At 64.7% G+C, this 21829-nt stretch carries 21 protein-coding genes; 10 read left to right on the top strand and 11 right to left on the bottom strand.

The annotated features are described in order from the left end of the window. Positions 1-40 precede the first annotated feature (40 nt). Positions 41-931 carry a LysR family transcriptional regulator gene (locus HJD22_RS00070; RefSeq protein ID WP_208653930.1) on the top strand — a complete coding sequence of 297 codons (891 nt, stop codon included), beginning with the start codon at positions 41-43 and terminating at the stop codon, positions 929-931. A gap of 110 nt (positions 932-1041) precedes the next feature. Here the strand turns inward: HJD22_RS00070 and HJD22_RS00075 are convergent, their stop codons facing one another. The 6 genes from HJD22_RS00075 to HJD22_RS00100 form a co-directional block, all read right to left on the bottom strand. Next, positions 1042-2493, bottom strand: a complete 1452-nt coding sequence (locus HJD22_RS00075; protein WP_208653929.1) for an aldehyde dehydrogenase — start codon at positions 2491-2493, stop codon at positions 1042-1044. A gap of 68 nt (positions 2494-2561) precedes the next feature. Further along, the gene (locus HJD22_RS00080) at positions 2562-3752 is read right to left on the bottom strand and encodes an alpha/beta fold hydrolase (protein WP_208653928.1); all 1191 of its coding nucleotides are present in this window, start codon (positions 3750-3752) and stop codon (positions 2562-2564) included. Between the two features lie 11 nt (positions 3753-3763). Beyond that, complete coding sequence (gene pcaF, locus HJD22_RS00085) at positions 3764-4981, bottom strand: 3-oxoadipyl-CoA thiolase (protein WP_208653927.1); 1218 nt, start codon at positions 4979-4981, stop codon at positions 3764-3766. Between the two features lie 12 nt (positions 4982-4993). After that, on the bottom strand, positions 4994-5767 hold the full coding sequence (locus tag HJD22_RS00090) for a CoA-transferase subunit beta (protein WP_208653926.1): 774 nt from the start codon (positions 5765-5767) through the stop codon (positions 4994-4996). Continuing rightward, positions 5767-6597: a CoA transferase subunit A gene (locus HJD22_RS00095; protein WP_208653925.1), complete on the bottom strand. Its 831-nt coding sequence runs from the start codon at positions 6595-6597 to the stop codon at positions 5767-5769. The genes HJD22_RS00090 and HJD22_RS00095 overlap by 1 nt, the downstream gene beginning before the upstream one ends. A 169-nt stretch (positions 6598-6766) precedes the next feature. Then, the gene (locus HJD22_RS00100; RefSeq protein ID WP_208653924.1) at positions 6767-8104 is read right to left on the bottom strand and encodes an adenylosuccinate lyase family protein; all 1338 of its coding nucleotides are present in this window, start codon (positions 8102-8104) and stop codon (positions 6767-6769) included. 119 nt (positions 8105-8223) lie between these two features. Here HJD22_RS00100 and HJD22_RS00105 point away from each other — a divergent pair, with 119 nt between their 5' ends. The 3 genes from HJD22_RS00105 to HJD22_RS00115 all read left to right on the top strand — a co-directional run bounded on the left by HJD22_RS00105 (position 8224) and on the right by HJD22_RS00115 (position 10846). Next, complete coding sequence (locus HJD22_RS00105) at positions 8224-9015, top strand: IclR family transcriptional regulator C-terminal domain-containing protein (protein ID WP_208653923.1); 792 nt, start codon at positions 8224-8226, stop codon at positions 9013-9015. A 61-nt stretch (positions 9016-9076) separates the two neighbouring features. After that, positions 9077-9856 (top strand): IclR family transcriptional regulator, encoded by a 780-nt coding sequence (locus HJD22_RS00110; protein ID WP_208653922.1) that lies wholly within the window; start codon positions 9077-9079, stop codon positions 9854-9856. Between the two features lie 42 nt (positions 9857-9898). Continuing rightward, positions 9899-10846: an AEC family transporter gene (locus tag HJD22_RS00115; protein ID WP_208653921.1), complete on the top strand. Its 948-nt coding sequence runs from the start codon at positions 9899-9901 to the stop codon at positions 10844-10846. Between the two features lie 26 nt (positions 10847-10872). Here the strand turns inward: HJD22_RS00115 and HJD22_RS00120 are convergent, their stop codons facing one another. Then, a complete protein-coding gene (locus HJD22_RS00120) occupies positions 10873-11811 on the bottom strand; it encodes a LysR family transcriptional regulator (RefSeq protein ID WP_208653920.1) in 939 nt (312 codons plus the stop codon). Between the two features lie 142 nt (positions 11812-11953). Between HJD22_RS00120 and HJD22_RS00125 the strand changes: the two genes are divergently transcribed. Beyond that, positions 11954-13012 (top strand): SDR family oxidoreductase, encoded by a 1059-nt coding sequence (locus HJD22_RS00125; protein WP_208653919.1) that lies wholly within the window; start codon positions 11954-11956, stop codon positions 13010-13012. A 90-nt stretch (positions 13013-13102) separates the two neighbouring features. Here HJD22_RS00125 and HJD22_RS00130 read toward each other — a convergent pair whose 3' ends face one another. After that, complete coding sequence (locus tag HJD22_RS00130; RefSeq protein WP_248730032.1) at positions 13103-13342, bottom strand: hypothetical protein; 240 nt, start codon at positions 13340-13342, stop codon at positions 13103-13105. 84 nt (positions 13343-13426) lie between these two features. Between HJD22_RS00130 and HJD22_RS00135 the strand changes: the two genes are divergently transcribed. The 4 genes from HJD22_RS00135 (at position 13427) to HJD22_RS00150 (ending at position 17134) form a co-directional block, all read left to right on the top strand. Further along, a complete protein-coding gene (locus HJD22_RS00135) occupies positions 13427-13654 on the top strand; it encodes a hypothetical protein (RefSeq protein ID WP_208653918.1) in 228 nt (75 codons plus the stop codon). Then, the gene (locus tag HJD22_RS00140; protein ID WP_208653917.1) at positions 13629-15350 is read left to right on the top strand and encodes an FAD-dependent oxidoreductase; all 1722 of its coding nucleotides are present in this window, start codon (positions 13629-13631) and stop codon (positions 15348-15350) included. Before HJD22_RS00135 ends, HJD22_RS00140 begins: the two co-directional genes overlap by 26 nt. Next, entirely contained in the window at positions 15347-16174 is an 828-nt protein-coding gene (locus HJD22_RS00145) for a sugar phosphate isomerase/epimerase (RefSeq protein ID WP_208653916.1), read from the top strand. The genes HJD22_RS00140 and HJD22_RS00145 overlap by 4 nt, the downstream gene beginning before the upstream one ends. Positions 16175-16237: 63 nt before the next feature. Continuing rightward, on the top strand, positions 16238-17134 hold the full coding sequence (locus tag HJD22_RS00150) for a DMT family transporter (RefSeq protein WP_208653915.1): 897 nt from the start codon (positions 16238-16240) through the stop codon (positions 17132-17134). Between the two features lie 59 nt (positions 17135-17193). Here the strand turns inward: HJD22_RS00150 and aroQ are convergent, their stop codons facing one another. Genes aroQ through HJD22_RS00165 form a run of 3 tightly spaced genes read right to left on the bottom strand, consistent with a single transcriptional unit; the run spans position 17194 to position 20387 of the window. Next, positions 17194-17637: a type II 3-dehydroquinate dehydratase gene (gene aroQ, locus HJD22_RS00155; protein ID WP_208653914.1), complete on the bottom strand. Its 444-nt coding sequence runs from the start codon at positions 17635-17637 to the stop codon at positions 17194-17196. After that, positions 17634-18500: a shikimate dehydrogenase gene (locus HJD22_RS00160; RefSeq protein WP_208653913.1), complete on the bottom strand. Its 867-nt coding sequence runs from the start codon at positions 18498-18500 to the stop codon at positions 17634-17636. The genes aroQ and HJD22_RS00160 overlap by 4 nt, the downstream gene beginning before the upstream one ends. 42 nt (positions 18501-18542) lie before the next feature. Next, complete coding sequence (locus HJD22_RS00165; RefSeq protein ID WP_208653912.1) at positions 18543-20387, bottom strand: bifunctional sugar phosphate isomerase/epimerase/4-hydroxyphenylpyruvate dioxygenase family protein; 1845 nt, start codon at positions 20385-20387, stop codon at positions 18543-18545. A gap of 404 nt (positions 20388-20791) precedes the next feature. Here HJD22_RS00165 and HJD22_RS00170 point away from each other — a divergent pair, with 404 nt between their 5' ends. Further along, complete coding sequence (locus HJD22_RS00170) at positions 20792-21793, top strand: tripartite tricarboxylate transporter substrate binding protein (RefSeq protein ID WP_208653911.1); 1002 nt, start codon at positions 20792-20794, stop codon at positions 21791-21793. Positions 21794-21829: the final 36 nt, after the last annotated feature.

Raw genomic sequence — 21829 nt, forward strand, 5'->3', positions numbered from 1 at the left:
CAAATAAATACTATCTCTATAAAAAATAGATGAGGCTTATATGGCGCATGTCGACCTCAATCTGCTGCGCGCCTTCGTGCTGCTGTTCGAGACACGCAGCGTGACGCTGACCGCCGATCGCCTGTTCGTCACCCAGCCCTCGGTGAGCTACGCGTTGAGCAAGCTACGCGAGCTGTTCGACGATCGCCTGTTCGTGCGCTCCCGCCAGGGCATGGAGCCGACCATGACTGCGCGCCAGCTCTACCCGTCGCTTCGCGATGCGTTGCGGCAGCTGGAAGCTACCATCGAGAGCGGTCGCGACTTCGACCCGGCCAGCTGCCAGAGGCGTTTCCGCCTGGCCCTGACGGATCTCGGCGAGATGTCGCTGCTGCCGGCGATCCTACACCGGCTACATGCCCAGGCGCCGGGCCTCGAACTGGAAGTGGTGCCGCTCGAGATCGCCAGGGCGGAGGAGTGGTTGACCAGCGGCACGGTCAATGCAGTGATCTGCAGTCGTCCTATCGATACCCCGGGGATCGAGCGGCGCATCATTCTCAAGGACCGCTACGTCTGCCTGTTCGATCGCACACGTTTCGGTGACGGTAAATTGACCATGGAGCGCTTCACGGCAGGGCGGCACGCCATGGTCGCCTCATCGTCGGGTCACGGACTTGCAGAAGAGGTGCTCAATCGCCTCGAGGTGCCGCGTAAGATCAGCCTCGAGGTCTCGCACTTCTCGATCCTGCCGCGCATCCTTCACGGCAGCGACCTGCTGGCAATTCTGCCCTGGCAGATCACCACCGCCTTCGCCGAGGCACCCCTCGAGTGGTGCGAGCTGCCCTTCGCCGTGCCCGAGTTCGATGTCGCCCTCTACTGGCAGGCGCAGGCCTGCCGCTCGCCCTCCCAGCGCTGGTTCTGCGACACCATCATCGAGGCGGTGGCCACCGCCTAGCAGGACATACGCAGAAATGGCACACGCAAAACACCGGAGGGATCGGCCCCCGGTGTCATGCTCATCTCAATCGCGATATCGCGTGTCGCGTCAGATCGGTCAGTGGTGCGTTAAATGGGATAGTGGCGCGGCCCGGTCTGCAGCGTCATCCAGCGCAGCTCGGTGAACTCGTCGATCACCGCCTTGCCGCCGAAGCGCCCGTAGCCGCTATTCTTGACGCCGCCGAAGGGCATCTGCGGCTCGTCGTGCACGGTGGGGGCGTTGATATGGCAGATTCCCGCCTCGATACGCCCGGCCACGCGCAGGCCGCGCGCGCTGTCGCGGGTGAATACCGCCGAGGAGAGCCCGTATTCGCTGTCGTTGGCCACACGGATCGCCTCCTCCTCGCCGTTGACGCGAATCATCGCCACCACCGGTCCGAACGACTCCTCGCGGTAGAGGCGCATCTCCTCGGTCACGCCATCGATCAGAGTCGCCTGCATCACCATGCCATCGGCCTTGCCACCCGAGGCGAGCCGCGCCCCCTTGCTCAGCGCATCGTCGATCAGTGCACTGAGCTTCTCGCCGGATTCGCGATTGACCAGCGTGCCCAGCGCATTGTCCTGCTCGCGTGGGTTGCCGGCCTTGAGTGTGCTGGCCTTGACGGCGAGCTTCTCGGCGAACTCGTCAGCCACCGACGCATCGACGATCAGCCGCTCGGTGGACATGCAGATCTGGCCCTGGTTGAAGAAGGCGCCGAAGGCGGCCGCTTCTACTGCAGCGTCGATATCGGCATCGTCGAGCACCAGGAACGGTGCCTTGCCGCCGAGCTCGAGCAGCACCGGCTTGAGCTGCGTGGCGGCCTTCTCGGCGATGATCCGCCCTACCGTGGTGGAGCCGGTGAAGTTGATACGCCGTACCGCGGGATGCTCGACCAGCGCCGCCACTACCTCAGGGGCATTGTCGGGGCCGTTGTGGATCACATTGACGATGCCATCGCCAAGACCCGCCTCGATCAACACGCGGCCAATCAGGCCATGGGTGTTGGGACACATCTCCGAGGCCTTGAGAATCACACTATTGCCACATGCCAGCGGCCCGGCGATGGCTCGGGTGCCAAGGATGATCGGGGCGTTCCATGGGGCGATACCCACCACCACCCCGCACGGTACGCGCACCCCCATGGCCAGGCTGTGGGGTACGTTGGAGGGGATGATGTCGCCTTGGATCTGGGTCGTCAGCGACGCCGACTCGCGCAGCAGGCCGGCTGCCACCATCACGTTGAAGCCGGCCCAGCCCAGCGTGGCGCCGGTCTCGTCGACCATCGAGTCGATGAACTCCTGCTGACGCGACTCCATCAACTCGGCGGCCTTGAGCAGCTTGGCGCGACGCTCGCCCGGGCCGGTCTGCGACCAGGCGGCGAAGGCCTTGTGGGCGGCTTCGGCAGCCCGGTTGGCATCTTCAACGGTTGCCGCTGCCGCTTCGGTCACGGCCTCACCACTGAACGGGTTGTAGCGTATGGCCGTTGCATTGCCCGTCGCCGGGCACTCCTGCCCCCCGATCAATAACTGAACTGGCGTCATGACGATTTCCTCTCCTTGAGTGGCTTATTATTGATGTTGCGTTATTCAATCCATCCCAGAACGATCTTTCACTCTCCCCAGCCGAGCTTCTTGGCTAGTGCGAAGGCGTGATTGGCTGCGGGAACGCCTCCATAGATAGCAACATGCATCAGCACCTGACGCAATTCGGCCTCGGAAAGCCCGATGCGCTTGGCGGTCTTGAGGTGCAGCTCGAGCTCCTCGCGACCCAGCGCTGCCAGGACGGCGGTGGTGATCATGCTGCGCTCACGGCGAGTCAGGTCGTCGTTGCTCCACAGCTCGCCCCACGCCAGGCGGGTGATCATCTGCTGGAAGGGCGCATCCAGGCTGGTGGCAGACTTCGAGGCACGCTCGACATGCTCTTCGCCAAGTACCTGCTTGCGCGTCTCGAGGCCTTCGGCGTAGCTCACCCCTTGCTCGCCGACCGCCACTCCATCCTTGGTCATCCACAGCAGCAGGCGCTTGGCCAGCGCCTGGGGAGCTTCCACCGAGGGCACGTGGGCGATCCCCTCGAGAATCTCCAGCGGTGCGCCGTTGCACTCCTTGGCAAGGGCGGCCAGGGTATCCGGCGGCGTGGCCAGGTCCTCGCTGCCGCCCAGCAGGTGCACCTTGACGTCCGGGTGCTGAGCCAACGACGCCTTGAGCTTGCCGCAAAAATCGGTCGTGCCGAGCATCTCGCACAGCCGCGCGTAGGATTCTCCGTCGGTGCGCGCCATCTGCACCTTCCAGCCCGCCGCCAGCGCCGGCTGCGCCTCGATCAGCGCGGGGGCGAACCAGCGCGGCACGATCTCGCCGGCCATTGCCGCAAGCCCTTCGCTGCGCACGCGCCCGGCACGGGTCGTCCACAGATCGGCGTTGCCGATCACCGCCCCGGTATTGGTCAACGTCGCCGAGTAGAGGCGCTCGGCATGCTCGGCGATCAGGTGCTGGCCGACCACCCCGCCGATCGAGGTGCCGACGAAGTGAAAGCGCGACGCCCCGGCCTGATCGGCCAGTGCCAGCGCCTCATGGGCGAGTGTAGCGGGAGTGATCTCGCCGCCCTCCACTGGCCAGGCCTGGCTAGCGCCGTGGCCGGGCAGGTCCCAGGTCAGTACACGATAGCGCGGCAGCAGCGCCGACAGGATGTCGTCCCATACCGCCTGGGTCATACCCAAGGGATGGGCCAGCACGACCAGCGGCAACGCCTCGGCGCCCAGCAGACGATAGGCGACGCTGCGACCGTTGTATTCGATAAATGCCATAAAGCCCTCCGTCAGACGCGCTCGATCAGCGTCGCGATCCCCTGCCCCACGCCGATGCACATGGTGCACAGTGCGTAGCGCCCCTGCTTGATCTCGAGTTCATGCATGGCGCTGGTGATGATGCGCGCTCCGGACATGCCGAGCGGGTGCCCCAGCGCGATGGCGCCACCGTTGGGATTGACGCGCGGGTCGTCGTCCTTGATGCCGAGTTCGCGCAGGCAGGCCAGTGCCTGGGCAGCAAACGCCTCGTTGAGCTCGATATGGTCGAGCTGGTCAACGCTCATGCCAAGACGCTTTAGCAGCTTCTGCGAGGCCGGCACGGGGCCGATGCCCATGATGCGTGGCTCGACGCCGGCGGTGGCCATGCCGTGGATGCGTGCCATCGGGGTGAGGTTGTAGCGCTTCACCGCTGCTTCGCTTGCGACGATCATCGCCGCCCCACCGTCGTTGACGCCGGAGGCGTTGCCTGCGGTAACCGAGCCCATCACGCTGGAACCGGCGGCGCGGAACGGCGTGGGTAGGCTTGAGAGCTTCTCCAGAGTGGTCTCGCGGGGATGCTCGTCGATATCGAAGACCAGCGGCTCCTGCTTGCGGCGCGGAATCTCGATCGGCACGATCTCACGGGCCAGGCGGCCGCTCTGTTGAGCACGCTTGGTCTTGACCTGCGAGTCGTAGGCGAACTGGTCCTGATCCTCGCGGGAAATCTTGAACTGCTCGGCGACGTTCTCGGCGGTTTCCGGCATCGAGTCGACCCCGTAGCGCTCGCGCAATAGCGGGTTGATGAAGCGCCAGCCGATGGTGGTGTCTTCCATGGTCTGGGTGCGTGAAAACGCCGTGCCGGCCTTGCCCAGTACATAGGGTGCCCGCGACATCGACTCCACACCGCCGGCGATCATCAGCTCGGCTTCGCCTGCACGCACGGCACGCGCCGCCGTACCGATGGCGTCCATACTCGAGCCGCACAGGCGGTTGATGGTGGTGCCCGGCACGCTGGTCGGCAGGCCCGCCAGCAGCAGCGCCATGCGCGCCACGTTGCGGTTGTCCTCGCCGGCCTGGTTGGCGCAGCCCATGATCACGTCATCGATGGCCGCCGGGTCGAGATCCGGCGTGCGCGCCAGTAGCGCTTCGAAGATGCGCGCGGCGAGATCGTCGGGGCGCATGCTCGAGAGCGCACCGCCGAATTTGCCGATCGCCGAGCGGACCGGATGACACAGATAGACATCGTTCATTGCGCTTCTCCCTTATTCACCGGCGTGGTGGCGATCGGTGCGTGCTTTCAATTCACGCAGCACCTCAAGCTCCCGAGCGTTGGGCTCCGGCGTGCTTTCGAGCGACTCGGCAAAGCGGATCTCCCAGCCGGTGGCTTCCTGTACCTGCTCGAGGGTGACCCCCGGATGCAGCGAGGTCACGACGAGCTCCCGGGTCTCGGGATCGGGTTTCATCACGCACAGATCGGTGATCACCCGGGTCGGCCCGCGACCGATGTTGGGCACGCCATCGCGGCCCTTGCCGTCACGGCCGAAACCCAGAGTGGTGATGAAGTCGACATCCTTCACGAAGGTGCGCTTGGAGTGCTTGAGGGTGATGAACACCTCACCGGCATTGGTGGCGATCTCAGGCGCCCCGCCACCGCCCGGCAGGCGCACCTTGGGCGATTCGTAATCGCCGATCAGGGTGGTATTGAGGTTAGCGTAGCGGTCGATCTGGGCGGTGCCCAGGAATCCCACGCTGACCTTGCCGCCCTGTAGCCAGTAGCGAAACATCTCCGGAACCGAGACGGTGGTCAGCGCCGATTCGCACAGCTCGCCGTCGCCGATGGAGAGCGGCAGCACGTCGGGCTTGGTCTGCAGGGTGCCGGACTCGTAGATCAGCACTACCTCGGGGGCATGGGTCAGGCGCGCCAGGTTGGCGGCCTCCGAGGGCAGGCCGATGCCGACAAAGCAGGTCATGCCGTTCTCCAGCGCGCGGGCGGCGGTGACGGTCATCATCTCCGAGGAAGTGTAGTCGGTGCTCATCAGGCGGCGCCTCCTGCGTTGTAGACGTTCTTGTCGAGCCAGGCATTGAAGGCCTCGCGATCCCGGGCGATGGTGTCCCACTCCTTGTAGAAGCGGTTGCTGCGCGGGTAGTAGCCGTGCGTGTAGGAGGGGAAGGCGCCCTTCTCGGCCACCGCCACGGCGCTGATCGCCCAGCCGGGGATCACGCAGGCATTGGGGTGGTAGTCCTGCTGCGTGGTCAGGTCGTCGACGATCTCCTCGACGGTGACGATGCTGTGCCTGGCGGCCAGCACCGCCTCCTTCTGCACGCCCACGATGCCCTCCACCAGCACGTTGCCGGCGCGGTCGGCCTTCTGGGCGTGGATGATGCTGACATCGGGACGGATCGAGGGCACCGCAGCGAGACGCTCGCCGGTGAAGGGGCACTCGATGAACTTGATCTGATCGTTGACCTTGGGCAGGTCGCTGCCCACGTAGCCGCGCAGCACGGCCAGCGGCAGGCCGGCGGCACCGGCCTCGAAGGCGCAGGCCATGGTTGCGTGGCTGTGCTCGAGAATCTCGATCTTGTGCGGCCAGCCCTTCTCGACGGCATCGCGCAGGCGGTGCAGCGAACCCACGCCCGGGTTGCCGCCCCACGAGAAGATCAGCTTGCTGGCGCAGCCGGCGCCGATCATCTGGTCGTAGATCAAGTCAGGCGTCATGCGAATCAGCGTCAGGTCGCGCTTGCCCTGGCGGATCACTTCATGACCCGCCGCAAAGGGGATCAGGTGGGTAAAGCCTTCCATGGCCACGGTGGCGCCGTCTTCGACGTAGCGCGCCACTGCGTCATGCAGGCTGAGGAACTCGGCCATCGGTCTGCCTCTCCTGTTGCATGTGTCTTACCATTTGTTCGTCATGTGAACATAGGTTTGTGATACGAACAACAGTAATTCGCGCACAACGGCTCGTCAAACCAAGAAAAAAAGGAGCGCATTGCGCTCCCCTCTTGGCATACCAAAGACAGATTTTAATAACAATCACTTAGCCGCCTATCAGCCACGCCTCGGCACGCTCCACCTGCTGCCTGGCACTACCAATGTATAAGGCGGGCTCCGATGCCTGCTCCAATGCGCTGGGCTCGACTCTCCCCTTCAACTCCGCATGTCCCGCCAGTACTTCGGCATAGGGCCGACGCTCGAGGCGTGCCGTCTCGGCAGCCTCGGCGCTGATGCGCTTGGCGGCGTCCTGCCCGACGATGGGTGCCAGCAGCCGCGATACCGGCTCGGCCATGATCGCTCCGCCGGTGATGTCCAGGTTACGGCGCATGGCGTCGGGATTGACTTCAAGTCCCTCGAGCAGTACCGCCGCCTGCTCGAGCGCCCCCTCGAGCAGCAGGACGCTATCGACGAGCGGCGCCCACTCGGCATGCCATTCCCCCAGGCCACGCTCCAGCGGCTGGGCGGCGGCGTTGAGGATCACCGTGGTGTGGCCATGGATCTGGCGACAGGCGCCCCGGATCAGCGCGCAGCGCACCGGGTTACGTTTATGGGGCATCGAGGAGGACTCGCCCATGCCCTCGCCGCCGGGCTCGGCGACCTCACCGACCTCCGTCTGGGTCAGCAGCGAGAGGTCCAGCGCCAGTTTTTCAGTGGCACCAGCCATGGCGTCCAGCGCCGTCATCAGTGCATGGATGGGCTGCCGATCGGTGTGCCAGGGCAGCACTGGGGAGGCCAGCTCGAGACGTTCGGCCAGGTCGTCCATGAACTCGAGCCCCAGCTCGTCCCAACCAGAGTGCACCCCCACGGCGCCACCAAACTGTACCGGCAGGCCGGAGAGCTTGAGTGGCGCGAGACGTCGACGTGCCTGCTCGAGCCCCAACGCCCACTGCGCCACCTTGACGCCGAAGGTGGTCGGCAGCGCCTGCTGCATCAGGGTGCGCCCCACCATCACGGTGCCGGCGTGGGTCTGCATGAGAGTCACCGCCGCCTGGCGACAGCGTCCGGCCAGCGCGTCGAGCGTCGCCAGGCGCGGCTTGAGCAGCAGCATCAGCGCGCTGTCGACCACGTCCTGACTGGTCGCCCCCTGATGCCAGTAGCGCTTGAGCTCGTCGGGTAGCGCCGCACGGCCCTGCTTGACGAAGGGGATGGCGGCATTGCCGCCACTGGCGATGCCGTGCGCGATGGCATCGATATCGAACGCATGGCCACGCAGGTACTCGGCCATGCGCAGGCTGACGCCCTCAGGCAGCGCGCCGCGAGCTTCCTGTACCTCGGCAAGGCCCAACTCGAAATTCAGCATCGCCTCGACCATCGCTTCGGCGTTACATTCGGCAAGCCCCCCCTGGCTCATGAAGGGGTACTGGATAAGCTCGGCAGGCATCGCGGAATCTCCCTATGGCCGGTAAGGCCTTCGTCTTAAGTCGCACAATTGTTCGCACTTCGAACATTATGCTAGATTCTACGCATTCAGAGATGCAACTCGGCAAGGATAAAGACTCAATGGAAGTCCCCGTGCAGGAAGAGACACTGAGCCCGGATGATCGCGACTTCGTCACCGCCCTGGCGAGCGGCCTTGAGGTGATCCTGGCCTTCGATGGCGCCAACCCGCGCATGACGCTGAGCGAGGTAGCCACCCGTACCGGCATGAACCGCGCCCGGGCCAGGCGTTTTCTGCTGACGTTGCATGCCTTGGGCTATGTACGCAAGCAGAACCGCCACTTCGAGCTGGCCCCCAAGGTGCTGCAACTCGGTTACGCCTTCCTCTCGGCCAACAACTACCGCAGCGTGATCCAGCAGTATCTCGAGGACATCACTGCCGAGATCGGCGAATCCTCGTCGCTCGGCGTGCTCGATGGCGACGATGTGATCTATGTGGCGCGCTCGGCGGCGAGTCACCGGCTGATGGCGATCTCCCTATCGGTCGGCACCCGCCTGCCAGCGGCGCACACCTCCATGGGGCGGGTATTGCTGGCACAGCTCACCGATGCAGAACTCGACGCCTACCTCGAGCGCGTGGTTCTGGAGCGCTATACCGACAAGACCGTGGCCGACAAGCAGGCGCTGCACAAGTGCATCCTCAAGGTGCGCAAGCAGGGCTACGCGATCTCCGATCAGGAACTCGACTCCGGGCTGCGATCGCTGGCGGTGCCCGCCTTCGATGCCAACGGAAGGCTGCTTGGCGCGATCAATATCAGCACCAATGCCGCGCGTATCGACCTCGACACCCTGACCGGCAGCTTCCTGCCGCTGCTTCAGCAGAAGGCGCAGCTGATCCGCACGCATATCAGTTGACCTGGCCGGTGAGAAGACTCCTTGCCGGTGCGTCCTACCACTCTCAGCACAGGATTTTACCATGGCTCGCAGCTTGATCGAGCGCACTCTCGGCGTTCTGGAAGCGCTCTCCAGCGATGCCCGCGGGCTACCGCTGCAGAGCATCGCCGAGCGTCTGGAGATCCCCAAAAGTGCCGCACACCGTATCTGCAACGAGCTGATTCGCTTGGGTTACGTGCGTCAGGATCCCGCCAGTCACTACTATCTGCTCTCCACTCGGCTGATGGCCATGGGCTTTCACTACATGGCGATCAGCGGGACCAGCGACATCGTCCAGCCGATCCTCGACCACCTCGCAGCCGAAAGCGGCGAGATGGTCCGCCTGGGCGTCATCGAAGGTAACCGGCAGATCTGGATCGCCAAGGCACAGGGCGCGCGCAGCGGACTGCGCTACGACCCCGACATGGGGCGCGAGGCACCGCTCAACTACACCGCATCGGGCCATGCCTGGCTGGCAAGCCTAAGCGATGAAGAGGCCATCGACCTGGTCGAGGCGCAGGGTGTCGGCAATCCCGATGACTATGGGCCCAATGCCGTACGCAGCCATGCCGAGCTGCTCGAGCGTCTCGAGCAGGCCCGGACCAACGGCTACAGCTGGCAGGTGGACAATGCCGCGGCAGGCACCTCGGCGCTGGCGGCTGTCGTGCGCCATCCACGCGATGGGCATGTCATCGGTGTATTGAGCATCGCCGGCCCCAGCGTGCGCCTCACCAAGACGCAGATGCACACCCTGGCGCCGCTATTGCTCAATGCCGCGGCGGAACTCTCCCAGACCAGCCAGGCATCGAAGGTCTTCTCGTGAGTCGGCCATGATCGCTGCCCGCTACATCGCAAGGAGGCTCGGTTGCTAGAGATTCTCGGCATTACCACGCCAATCTTTCTGTTGATCGGCCTGGGCTACCTGGCGATGCGCCTGCGCCTCACCACCCGCGAGCAGCTGCAAGGCGTCGGCAGCTTCGTGATGTATTTCGCGCTCCCCGCCCTGGTCATACGCGCCCTGAGCGAGCACCCGCTGGATGAGGTCATGCACCTTGGCTATCTGCTCGCCTATGGCCTGGGCTCGCTGGCGGTCTTCCTGCTGGCCCTGGCCATCACTCGCTGGCAGCGCAAGCCACTCAATGCCGGCGCGCTGTATGCCCTGGGCATGGCCGCCTCCAATAGCGGCTTCGTCGGCTACCCGGTGGCCTTCATGGTGCTTGGCTCACCGGCGGCCATCTTCCTTGCCTTGAACATGCTGGTCGAGAACCTGTTGATCATTCCCGCCGCGCTGATCCTTGCCGAGCTTGGCAGTCAGCGCGGTGCCACACTGCGTGCCACGCTGCAGCAAACCGCCTCACGGCTGGCCAGGAACCCGATCATTCTCGGCCTGCTGGTCGGGGTAGGCCTGTCGTTGAGCGATCTGAGCCTGCCCGGGCCGATCGCCCAGACCATCGGCATGCTGGCCACCGCCGCGGCCCCGGCCGCGCTGTTCGTCATCGGTGGCTCGCTGTATGGCTTGAAGACACGCGGCATGGCAAGCGATGTCGGCTTGATCGTCATCGGTAAGCTGATCCTCCATCCGCTGGCCGTGCTTGCAATGCTGCTGATACTGCCGCCGATGGACCCGCTGCTGATGGCCGGTGCGCTGCTCTTCGCCTGCGCTCCGATGATCAGCGTCTATCCACTGTTCGGCCAGCGTTACGGCGTCGGTGAGATCAGCGCCGCCGCACTGATGGTCGCCACGCTGGGCTCCTTCTTTTCCCTGAGCCTGGCAATCTGGCTGATGAGCCTTGCCCGCCTGCTGCCAGGCTGAGCCCCGTTGCTTTCCTCGAATCCGGATTACTCCGGCAGCGCCTCTCGCCAGCGATCCCAGGGCGGAACAGGATCCAGCGACTCGAACAGGTAGTCGAGAAACGCGCGGACCTTGCGTGAGCGAAGACGCCGTTCGGTGGTCAGCACGTGGATGTCGCGGCGCCCCGGCATGACCTCGCAACGCCAGGATTCGAGCAGCGCGACCAGCGCGCCGGACTCAAGCTCGTCGGCAATCAGCCAGGTCGGAAACATCACCAGCCCCTGACCCAGCAGGGCGGCCTGGGCCAGGCTTAAGGCATCGTTGCTATAGAGATTGCCGGAGACCTCGAAAGGCGTGGCACTGGATTGATCCGGTGCCTGAAAGTACCAGCGCTGGCGGCCCATCTCGCCCTGATAGAGTAGACAGTTGTGATTGGCGAGCGCCTGCGGCGACTCGGGCTCGCCATGCGCCTGAAGATAGCTCGGCGCCGCGGCGGTGACGTAGTTCATCGGCGCCAGGCGGCGCGCAACCAGCGACGAATCCGGGAGATCCCCCACGCGGAAGGTGACGTCGTGCCCTTCGCGAACCGGATCGATCACGCGGTCGTCAAGCTGCAGTTCGGTCTTGAGCGAGGGATAGCGACACTGAAAGCGGTGCAGCAGTGGCACGATCTGGCGCTGGCCGAAAGCCACCGGCGCGTTGATGCGCAGCATGCCGCTGGGCTCGGCGTCTGGATGCGCCAGCGCCTCCGTGGCGAAGTCGAGCCGCTCCAGGATATCGCGGACCTCCTCGTAATAGCGCCAGCCCGCCTCGGTGAGCGTCACGGCACGGGTATGTCGATAGAGCAGCGGCTGGCCCACGGCCTCTTCCAACCCTCGAATCTGCCGGGAAATGGAGGAGACGGCGCGCTGGAAGTGGCGGCCGGCGGCAGTGAAGCTTCCCGTGGCGGCGACCCGCTCGAAGACGCGCAGGGCGTTGAGGTCCATCGAACTGATATCCCTTGAGTTGCGTTTCATGCAATAAAGATTTGCACTCTTTTCGATTGTAGCAATGAACGAGCGTGACCAGAATGCCTGCATCGGCTACTCGCTTTGGGAGCCAGACAGCACTCACGAAAGGAGACAGTACATGCGCAAAGGTACCGCACTGGTCGTCGGCGCCACCGGGATTACCGGTGGCAATCTGGCGTCCTACCTGGTGGCCAGTGGTTGGACGGTCTACGGGCTTTCTCGCCGCGCGACCGAGCAGAGCGGCGTGATGCCGGTTGCCGCGGATCTGCTTGACGAGTCGGCGACCCGAGAGGCGCTGGCCGGCCTGCCGATCACCCATGTCTTCTACTGCACCTGGATCCGTCGCGACAACGAGAAAGCCAACGTCGAGGCCAACAGCGCCATGATGCGCAATCTCTTCGCGGCGCTCAGTGACGCCGATCTGCAGCACGCCTCGCTGGTCACGGGAACCAAGCAGTATCTCGGTTCGTTCGAAGCCTACGGCAGCGGGCGCACCGAGACGCCGTTCCGTGAATCCGAGCCTCGCGTCCCCGGCGACAACTTCTACTATGCGCTGGAGGATGTCCTGTTCGAAACCGCTGAGCGTCAAGGCTTTGCCTGGAACGTGCATCGTCCGCATACGGTGATCGGCTACGCCCGCGGCAACGCCATGAACATGGGCACCACGCTTGCCGTCTACGCATCGATCTGCAAGGCGACCGGCAAGCCCTTCGTGTTCCCAGGCTCGCAGATTCAGTGGAACGCGCTGACCGATATGACCGACGCGCTGGTGCTGGCGCGCCAGATGGAGTGGGCCGCGACGACGCCGGGGGCGGCAAACCAGGCATTCAACACGGTCAACGGTGACGTCTTTCGCTGGCGCCGCATGTGGCGCGAGATCGGCGAATACTTCGGTCTCGACGTGGCGGACTGCCCCGACACGCCCCAGCCGCTGGAAACACAGATGTCCGGGGTCGACGTGACCTGGCGTGAAATTGCCGAGACGCATGATCTGGTCGAGCCGGACGTCGCCAAGCTCGCCTCCTGGTGGCACACCGATGCCGACCTGGGTCGCGACCAGGAGTGCGTCAACGACACCACCAAGTCACGCGATTTCGGTTTCGACCATTTCCGCGAGACCCGCGGTGCGTTCTTCGACCTGTTCGATCGCCTGCGTGCCGAGAAGCTCATTCCCTGATCGCGAAAGCTCGGCAAGAGCGGAAGCACTTAAGGCAAGACTCGGCGTCGACAGGCGCCGGGGCTTGTCGTTTAGGGTATCCGGCCGGTTTCACGTGCCGAGCCCTGCTCCCACGAACAGTGCCCAGATGGCGACGTCGCCACCCAGGGCAAGCGCCGGCAGGATGGCGAGGGCATAAGGCAGTAGATAGAGTCTTGCTAGGCGCACCGGGCCCAGCTGGTCCACCCAGCGCCCACCGAGCAGGGCGCCCGGCAGCTTGCAGAGTTGGGGCCGCTCGGCTATCACACAGCGGTCGAGGCTGCACTGCGCCTGATCGAAGAGAACGGTCAATTATAGTGCGAACTTCTGTACGGCTTGCAAACATGGCGCGACTGCCATAATTTATTAGAACAAAGTTCCAAAAATGAAATCAGCATGCCCTCACTCGCTATTGACGTGATCGGTGCCGGGGCAATGGACCACCAACTGGAGCATTTCATCGATGTCGCGCATGGCACCTCTGCCCCCAGAGTCAGCGCCCTGGATGCCGGGCGCACCCTGGCATTGGTCGATGCCGTGGCACGCGCAGCCGATAGCGGCCAATGCGTGACGCCTACTGCACTGGGAGACGCTTGGCATGACCACGCAGACATGCACTTTTGATTTGGTGGTAGTGGGCTCCGGCGCCGCCGGGCTTGCCGCCGCTGTCAGCGCCGCCCACCAGGGGCTAGAGGTCGCAGTGGTGGAGAAGGCCGAGACCCTGGGCGGTGCCACCGCTTGGTCCGGTGGCTGGATGTGGGCCCCGCTCAATCCCCTGGCCCGTGCCGCCGGCATCAAGGAGGACCCTGAGACGGTACGCACCTATCTGCGCCATGAGCTGGGCGAACGTTATGATCCGGCCAAGATCGACGCCTTCCTCGCCACCGCGCCGCAGATGGTCGCGTTCTTTCACGACAATACCGCCCTGCAGTTTGCCGACGGCAACGCCATCGCCGATATCCACGGCGACACCCCCGGCGCCGGCACCGGCGGGCGCTCGGTGATCGCCGCCCCCTTCGATGCCCGCGAGCTGGACCGCGCGACGCTGGCCAAGCTGCGCCGGACCATGCCCGAGACCGCCTGGATCGGCATGCCGATCCAGGCTGGGCCGGACCTTGCAGCGTTTCTCAACGTCAGCCGCTCGCTGAGTTCCTTCATCCATGTCGCCAGGCGCGTCAGCCGCCACCTGTATGACCTGGCCCGCTACGGCCGCGCCATGCAGCTAGTCAACGGCGTGGCGCTGATCGGCCGGCTAGCCAAATCCGCCGCCGCGCTGGGCGTAGAGCTGCGCGTGGCCTCGCCGGCGAAACGGCTGCTCCATGATGGCGAGCGGGTCAGCGGCGTGGTGGTGGAAGCCTCGGACGGCGAGCTGATCCTCAACGCCCGGCGTGGCGTGGTATTGGCCGCCGGCGGCTTCCCCTGGGACGTCGAGCGCCGCCGCGAGCTCTTCCCGCGCACGCCCACCGGTGAGGAGCACTGGCCGCTGCCGCCGAGCTCCGCCAGCGGCGACGGCCTGCGCCTGGGCGAAGCCGTCGGCGCCAGCGTCGATACCAGCCTCTACTCGCCAGTGGCCTGGGCACCGGTGTCACTGGTGCCGTGGCGTGATGGTCGGATCGGCCACTTCCCCCACATCATCGACCGCGGCAAGCCCGGCATCATCGGCGTGCTCAGCAACGGCCAGCGCTTCGTCAACGAGGCCAGCGGCTACTATGACTACATCGATGCCATGCTCAAGGCGGTGCCGGAAGATGAGGAGGTCTGCTCCTGGCTGATCTGCAGCCACCGCTTCCAGCGCCGCTACGGCCTCGGCATCAGCCGCCCGGCACCGCTGCCCTTCCGGCACTGGGTCCGCAAGGGCTATCTCAAGCGCGGCCGAACGCTTGCCGAGCTGGCCCAGGCATGCGGTATCGACCCCGCAGGACTCGAGCGGACCGTGGCGGCCTACAATGCATCAGCCCGACACGGCGAGGATCCCGAATTCGGCCGCGGCACGACCCCTTATAACCGCAAGCAGGGCGACCCGGCCCACGGCCCCAATCCCTGCGTGGCACCCCTTGAGCGCGGGCCGTTCTACGCCGTCAAGGTGGTGCCCGGCTGCTTCGGCACCTTCGCCGGCCTAAGGACCAACGAGCACGCCCAGGTGCTGGATGCCCAGGGCCAGCCGATCGTCGGCCTCTATGCGGCGGGCAGCGACATGGCCAGCATCATGGGCGGCCACTACCCGGCTGGCGGCATCAATCTCGGCCCGGCCATGACCTTCGGCTTTATCGCCGGGCGCCACGCCGCCCAGACATCCCTGTCAGCGAGGCCTGACCGATGACCCCGCCGTTTTCTCTCGCCGCTCTCACCGTGCTCGAGCTATCGCCCGTGGAGATGGTCGAGGTCGCCGCCCGTGTCGGCTATGACGGGGTGGGCCTGCGGCTGATCCCCGCCACGTCGGAGGAGCACCACTATCCGCTGGCCAGCGATGCCGGCCTGCTGCGCCGGACCCGCCAGCGCCTCAGCGACACCGGCCTCAAGGTGGTGGATATCGAGATTCTGCGCCTCACGCCGAATAGCGAGGTGACTCGCGACTTCCAGCGGGTGCTGGAGGTCGGCGCCGAGCTGGGCGCCAGCGAGGTTCTGGTGGCCGGCAACGATGACGATGCCGTACGCACCCTCGACAACTTCATGGCGCTGTGCGAGCTGGCCCGCCCGCTGGGTCTGCATCCGCACCTTGAGTTCATGCCCTGGACCGGCGTCAAGGACCTGCCCCAGGTCCAGCAGCTGGTCGCCGCAGCCCGCGAGGCGGGGCACGACAACGCCTGCCTGCTGGTCGATGCCTTCCACTTCAACCGCTCGCGCAGCCGCCTGGAAGACCTCACCGAGGTGCCCCACGCCTGGCTGCGCTACCTGCAGCTGTGCGACGTGGCGGGCCCGGTACCCGACGACATGGATGAGATCTTGCATCAGGCGCGCCAGGCCCGCTGCTTTCCCGGCCAGGGCGATATCGACCTCACCGCAATGCTGGCAGCAATGCCGCGCGACATTCCCCACAGCCTTGAGATCCCTACCCAGGCGCTGCGCGAGCGCGGCGTCAGTGCCCTGCAGCGGGCCAGCCGAGCGCTAGAGGCGGCACAGCGTCTGGTGGGAGTAGCGCATTAGTCGACATATCGTTAGTCTGCTAGGGTTAAACCTCACTTCCCTCACTTCTTAACCGGGAGCCTCATGGCGACACCCTCCAGCCTCAGCGCACCGCTGCCCGGCGACCGCCCGCTACATGGCATTGCCTTCATGCTGGCCGCCGGGATTCTGTTCGTGATGCTCGATACCGGCGTCAAGCTGCTTGGCCAGGGCTATTCGCCGGTGCAGGTGGTCTGGGCGCGCTATGCCGGGCACATGGTGCTGCTGGGGGGGTATCTTGCCACACTAGGGCTGCCGCGCTGTCGTGCGCTGATGGTAACGGAGTCGCTCGCCGGCCAGGTGCTGCGGGGCTTGCTGCTGTTCGCCGCCAGCACCTTCGCCTACCTGGCACTGCGCGACCTGCCGCTGCTGCAGGTCTATGTGGTCAATTTCAGTGCTCCCCTGCTGGTCACCCTGCTGGCCATTCCCCTGCTCAAGGAGCGGGTCAGCCCGGCCCGGGGCATGGCCGTGGCGATCGGTTTCGTCGGCGTCATCATCGCCGTGGGGCCGATCGACTGGCGAGCCCAGCCCGCCGCGTTGCTGCCGTTCGGCATGGCCCTGTGCTTCGCCCTCTACCAACTCTGCACGCGACGCTTCGGGCGTGCCGACCACCCGCTCACCTCGCTGTTCTACGCAGGCCTGGCCGGCGCTCTGGTGAGCTGCGCCGTCGTACCCTGGTTCTGGACGCCCATTGCCCTCGGCGATGCGCCACTGTTCCTGGCCGTGGGCGTGCTGGGCGCGGTCAGCCAACTGGCGCTGATCATGGCGATGCGCTGCGCGCCGGCCTCGCTGGTCTCGCCGTTTCTCTATCTGCAGATCGTCTGGGCGTCGGCCGCCGGCTACCTGGTGTTCGGCGATGCGCCGCAACTCACGACCTACCTGGGCGCCGTACTGATCATCGCTGCGGGAATCTTCCTGGCGACCCGCAAGCACGCCCCTTGAGCGGCTTCATGAACGACAAAGGCCCTCGCGAGGAGGGCCTTCGGATAGCGGACTGACGATTATCGGCTCGCCTTTATCACGGCATCCAGTGCGGCTTGGTAGCCTTGGCTGCCAAGCCCGGCGATCACGCCATCGGCACGCAGCGAGACGTAGGAGTGATGGCGAAAGCTCTCGCGCTTGTGCACGTTGGAGAGATGCACTTCTATCACCTTGCCCTCAAAGGCGTTGAGTGCGTCGAGGATCGCCACCGAGGTGTGGGTATAGGCCGCGGGGTTGATGATGATCGCCACGGTGCCGTCGAGACGCGCGGCATGAATGGCGTCGATCAGCTCACCCTCATGGTTGCTCTGCCGCGATGTGATGTCCCAGCCATTGATCGCCGCTTTCTCGTAGAGGCTGTTGTTGATGTCATTGAGCGTCTCGTAGCCGTAGATTTCCGGCTGGCGCGTGCCCAGCAGGTTGAGGTTGGGGCCATGCAGCACCAGCACCTTGCCTGAACTCATGCGTCGTTCTCCTTGAGCAGTTCGCGCTTGTAGTGGGCAAACAGCGTCGCCGACTGTTGCTCTGCCGCAGCGCGCTTGTCGGCATCCTCGCAGAACAGCTTGAAGGCGTCCACGCCCTGGAACACGAACAGGCTGACGCCGCTCATCACGCTCGCCCCTGCCGCCTTGGCGGCGGCGACGAACTCGGTCACTGCCGGCACGTAGACGGCATCGAATATCCAGTGGTGTGACTGGATCAGCGCCTTGGGCAGCGGACAGCCGGGGCTTTTCTCATGCCCGATCGGCGTGCAGTTGACCAGACCGTCGCACGTGGGAATGGTCTCGGCCAGTTGAGCGTGGGAAATGGCCGAGGCCTTGAACCCTTGCGCCTTGAGTTCATCGGCGAGCTGTCGCGACTTGGTCTCATCGAGATCCATCAGGATCACCTCGTCGGCCCCCAGCTTGCCGAGGCCAAAGGCTGCCGCCTTGCCCACGCCGCCGGTGCCGATCAGCAGCACACATCCGGGCTGGCGCTCGCCGAACGTGGCACGAAACCCACTCATGAAGCCGGTATAGTCGGTATTCTCGGCGACGATGCCATCACGTTCGAACACCAGGGTATTGGCGGCGCCAACCATGCGCGCCCCTTCGGAGGGACGATCGGCGAGCTTCACCGCCTCCTCCTTCCAGGGGAAGGTGACATTGACGCCGCGATACCCCTCACTGATCACTTTGCGCACCTGGCTTTCCAGTGACTCGATGGGCTGTTCGTTGGCATCGAACAAGTCGTAGGTGGCGGGAATGCCGGTGAGCTTGCCGAGCCGCACGTGCAGGTCGGGCGAGCTTGAGTTCATGATGGCCTTACCGATCAAGCCAAGACGCATGGGGTTCTCCTTGTCTGCTCTGTGCTGTCATGTCAGCAATGGCTAACGCTGGGTTGCTTGCGCAGCCAGGCGAATGCCGGCATTGGCGGCGCCGAACTGGTGGTAACCGCCACGTCTCTCGACGATCTCGAAGAAAAAGCGTCCCGAGAAGGTTTCGGTATAGGCGTGGAAGAATTCGCCCTCGTCGCTGCGGTCATACAGGATGTTACGCGTGCGCAGCGCCTCCAGCAGCGCCTCATCGAGCCCGTAGCGCGCCTCCAGATCGTCGTAGTAGTTGCGCGGAATCTTGAGCAGCGGCAGCCCGCGGGCCAGCAAGGTATCGACGGAGGCGAAGATATCATCGCTCTCGAAGGCAATCTGTTGCACGCCGCCCTGAAACTGGCTGAGGAAGCGTCCCGGCAGCGTCTCGCTGGCCTGGGAGATGGTCAGTGGAATGCGGATCGAGCCATCCGGGCTGGTCACCGCCTGGCTGACCATCAAGCCGCGTGGATCGACGATCTCGTGCTCCGCCTCGGCATCGAAGCCGAACACCGTGCGGTAAAAGAGCTGCCAGCCCAGCATCTGAGTCGCCGGCAGCACGTAGGAGAGATGGTCGACCCGCTTGAGCCCAGCCTCGTCGCGGCTCGCCTGATCGAACAGCTCGAAATCGGTGCGCCACTGCAGGTCGCTGGCGGCCTCCTTGTCGACCAGGTAGACCAGGCTGCCCTCGATACCACGCAGCGCCGGGATCTCCATCTCGCCCTCGCCGATCTGGCTGCGGAAGGTCTGGGCCTGAAAAGCCTTGGCACGCGCCAGGGAGGTCTGCAGATTGTCGACCTGGAAGCCCACCGCACACACCGAGGTGCCGTGCAGCAGACGAAAGGTGTGCGCGAAGCTGTCGGTCTCGAAGTTGAGCACCAGGTGGATGGCGCCCTGTTTCCACAGCTCGACATTCTTGGAGCGGTGACGGCCGACGTGGCGAAAGCCCAATGCCCCGATGAATTCGCCAAGCGGCGCGGCGCTCTCCTCGTCGAGGGTGAACTCGATGAAGTGGATGCCGGCATAGTGCGGCGGCGGGGGAATCTCGCCCGCCCAGCGGCCCTCCTCCACCAGATTCTCGAGCAGGATCAGCGAGCGCAGGCCGTCGCGAGCGGTGGCCTGGGCGGGCCCGGCGCGGAAGGCGTCGTTGAATATCTCGAGCGATAGCGGGCCGTCATAGCCGGTCTTGGAGAGCTCGGTCATGAAGGCCTTGAGCGGCAGGCGCCCCTGGCCCGGAAAGCAGCGGAAGTGCCTGCTCCACTGCAGAATATCCATGTCGAGTTGCGGCGCATCGGCAACCTGCACGAAGAACAGCTTCTCGCGCGGGATTTTGGCGATGGTGGAGAGATCGTGGCCACGCGAGAGGATATGGAAACTGTCGAGCACGATGCCCAAGGAGGGATGGTCGGCCCTGCGCACGACCTCCCAGGCGTCGCGGTAATCGGAAATATGCCGCCCCCAGGCCAGCGCCTCGAAACCGATGCGAATGCCGCGCTTGGCCGCGCGTTCGGCCAGTTCGCGCAGGTCCTCGGCGGCCCGGTCCAGGCTATCGATGCACTGTGGCGAGACGTTGCTGCACACTAGCAAGAAATCGGTGCCGAGCTCCTCCATCAGGTCGAACTTGCGCTCGGCACGTTGCATGTTGCGGCTGCGCTGGGGCTCCGGCATCGCTTCGAAATCGCGAAATGGCTGGAAGGCGATGATCGCCAGATTGAGTGACTTGCACAGCTCGCGCAGCTCCGCGGGGGGGCCACCGAAGGAGAGCAGGTCGTTCTCGAATATCTCCACGCCCTCGAAGCCGGCACGTGAAATGGCTTCCAACTTGGATCTCAGATCCCCACTCAGGGAGACGGTGGCAATGGCGCGCATATTGTTCTCCGCATGGAGCATGTTGATGAGGGGCGCCCTTGTCGAGACACCCAGCGTAGCGAGGCTGTTCTATTTATTTTGCCAACCCCGTCCCGGCCGACCCGCTTGGCAGCGTCGCTGCTGACGGTTACCACCTTGCGAGGCTCTCCTATTACACTAGCGCGTCCCGGCTAAGCCGTTGGAGTAGACCTCGGCTCTGCTCGAAGCCAATAGAGCCTTACTACCTTGGTCGCAACGGGACAATGATGCATTGACAGTTTTGGAAAGGAATTCTAGTTTGTTCGCTATCAGCACGCAAGTTCGTTAGCCGAACAGAATCACTGCACAATTCAATACCAAAAGGCGTCGACAATCGGTCAAGATCGGCTTAATCAGACAATAACCAGACGCCCCCGGAGGACACTATGCCAAGATTGACTCTTACCGGCCTGACGCTCGCCATCGCCTCGCTAGGCATGGCGGGCAGTGCCATGGCCGACTATCCGCAACGCAACATCCAAGGCACCATCCAGTGGGGTGCCGGTGGCGCCACCGACAACATCATCCGCAGCCTGACCCCGCATGTGGAGGAGGAACTCGGCACCACCCTGGTACTGACCAACCGCCCCGGTGGCACCGGCGTGATCGGCATGAATCACGTGATGCGCCAGCGGTCGGATGGCTACAACCTGCTGTTCGGCGCCGAGAATCCCCAGCTCTATCCGGTGATGGAGCTGGCCGATTTCACCTATGACGACATGCATACCGTCAATATCATCGGCCAGGGCCTGGTGGTGATCGCTACCCATCCGAACAGCCCCTTCGACACCTTTGCCGAGTTGCTCGAGTACGCCCATGAGAATCCGGGTGAGTTGCGCATGGGGGGTACCGGTGCCGGTGGCTTGCCAAGCACCATTCACGCCATGATCAACGCGGTGGACGAGCTCGACGTGCGTACCGTCACCTTCGGGGGCGATGGCCCAGGCGTTACCGCCATGCTCGGCGAGCATATCGACTTCATGCCACTGAGCCTCTCCGCTGTCGCCGAGCAGATCCGTGGTGGCCGCCTCAAGGGCCTGGCCGTGATCAATAGCGAGGAAATCGAGGAGCTGCCTGGCGTGGCGCCGATCACCGAGGCGCTGCCGGCGATCGAATCCTTTCTGCCCTGGGGGCCGTTCTGGGGCGTCTTCGTGCATCAGGACACGCCTGACGAGATCAAGACGCGCCTCGAGGAGGCCTACCAGAATGCCGTGGCGACAGACGAGTTCCAGTCGTTTCTCGATAACTTCGGCGCCGCGTCGCTGAACCTGCGCGGCGAAGAGGCGCAGGAGTATCTAAATAGCTGGCAGTCGGTGTCCGCCTGGTCGATGTTCGACGCAGGTGCCGTCGAGGTATCGCCGGAAGAGCTGGGCATTCCACGCCCCTAAGTCACTAATTGCCACAAGGCGCGAAGGGCATGCTGT

The sequence above is a fragment of the Halomonas sp. TA22 genome, assembly GCF_013009075.1.
Taxonomy (GTDB): Bacteria; Pseudomonadota; Gammaproteobacteria; order Pseudomonadales; family Halomonadaceae; genus TA22.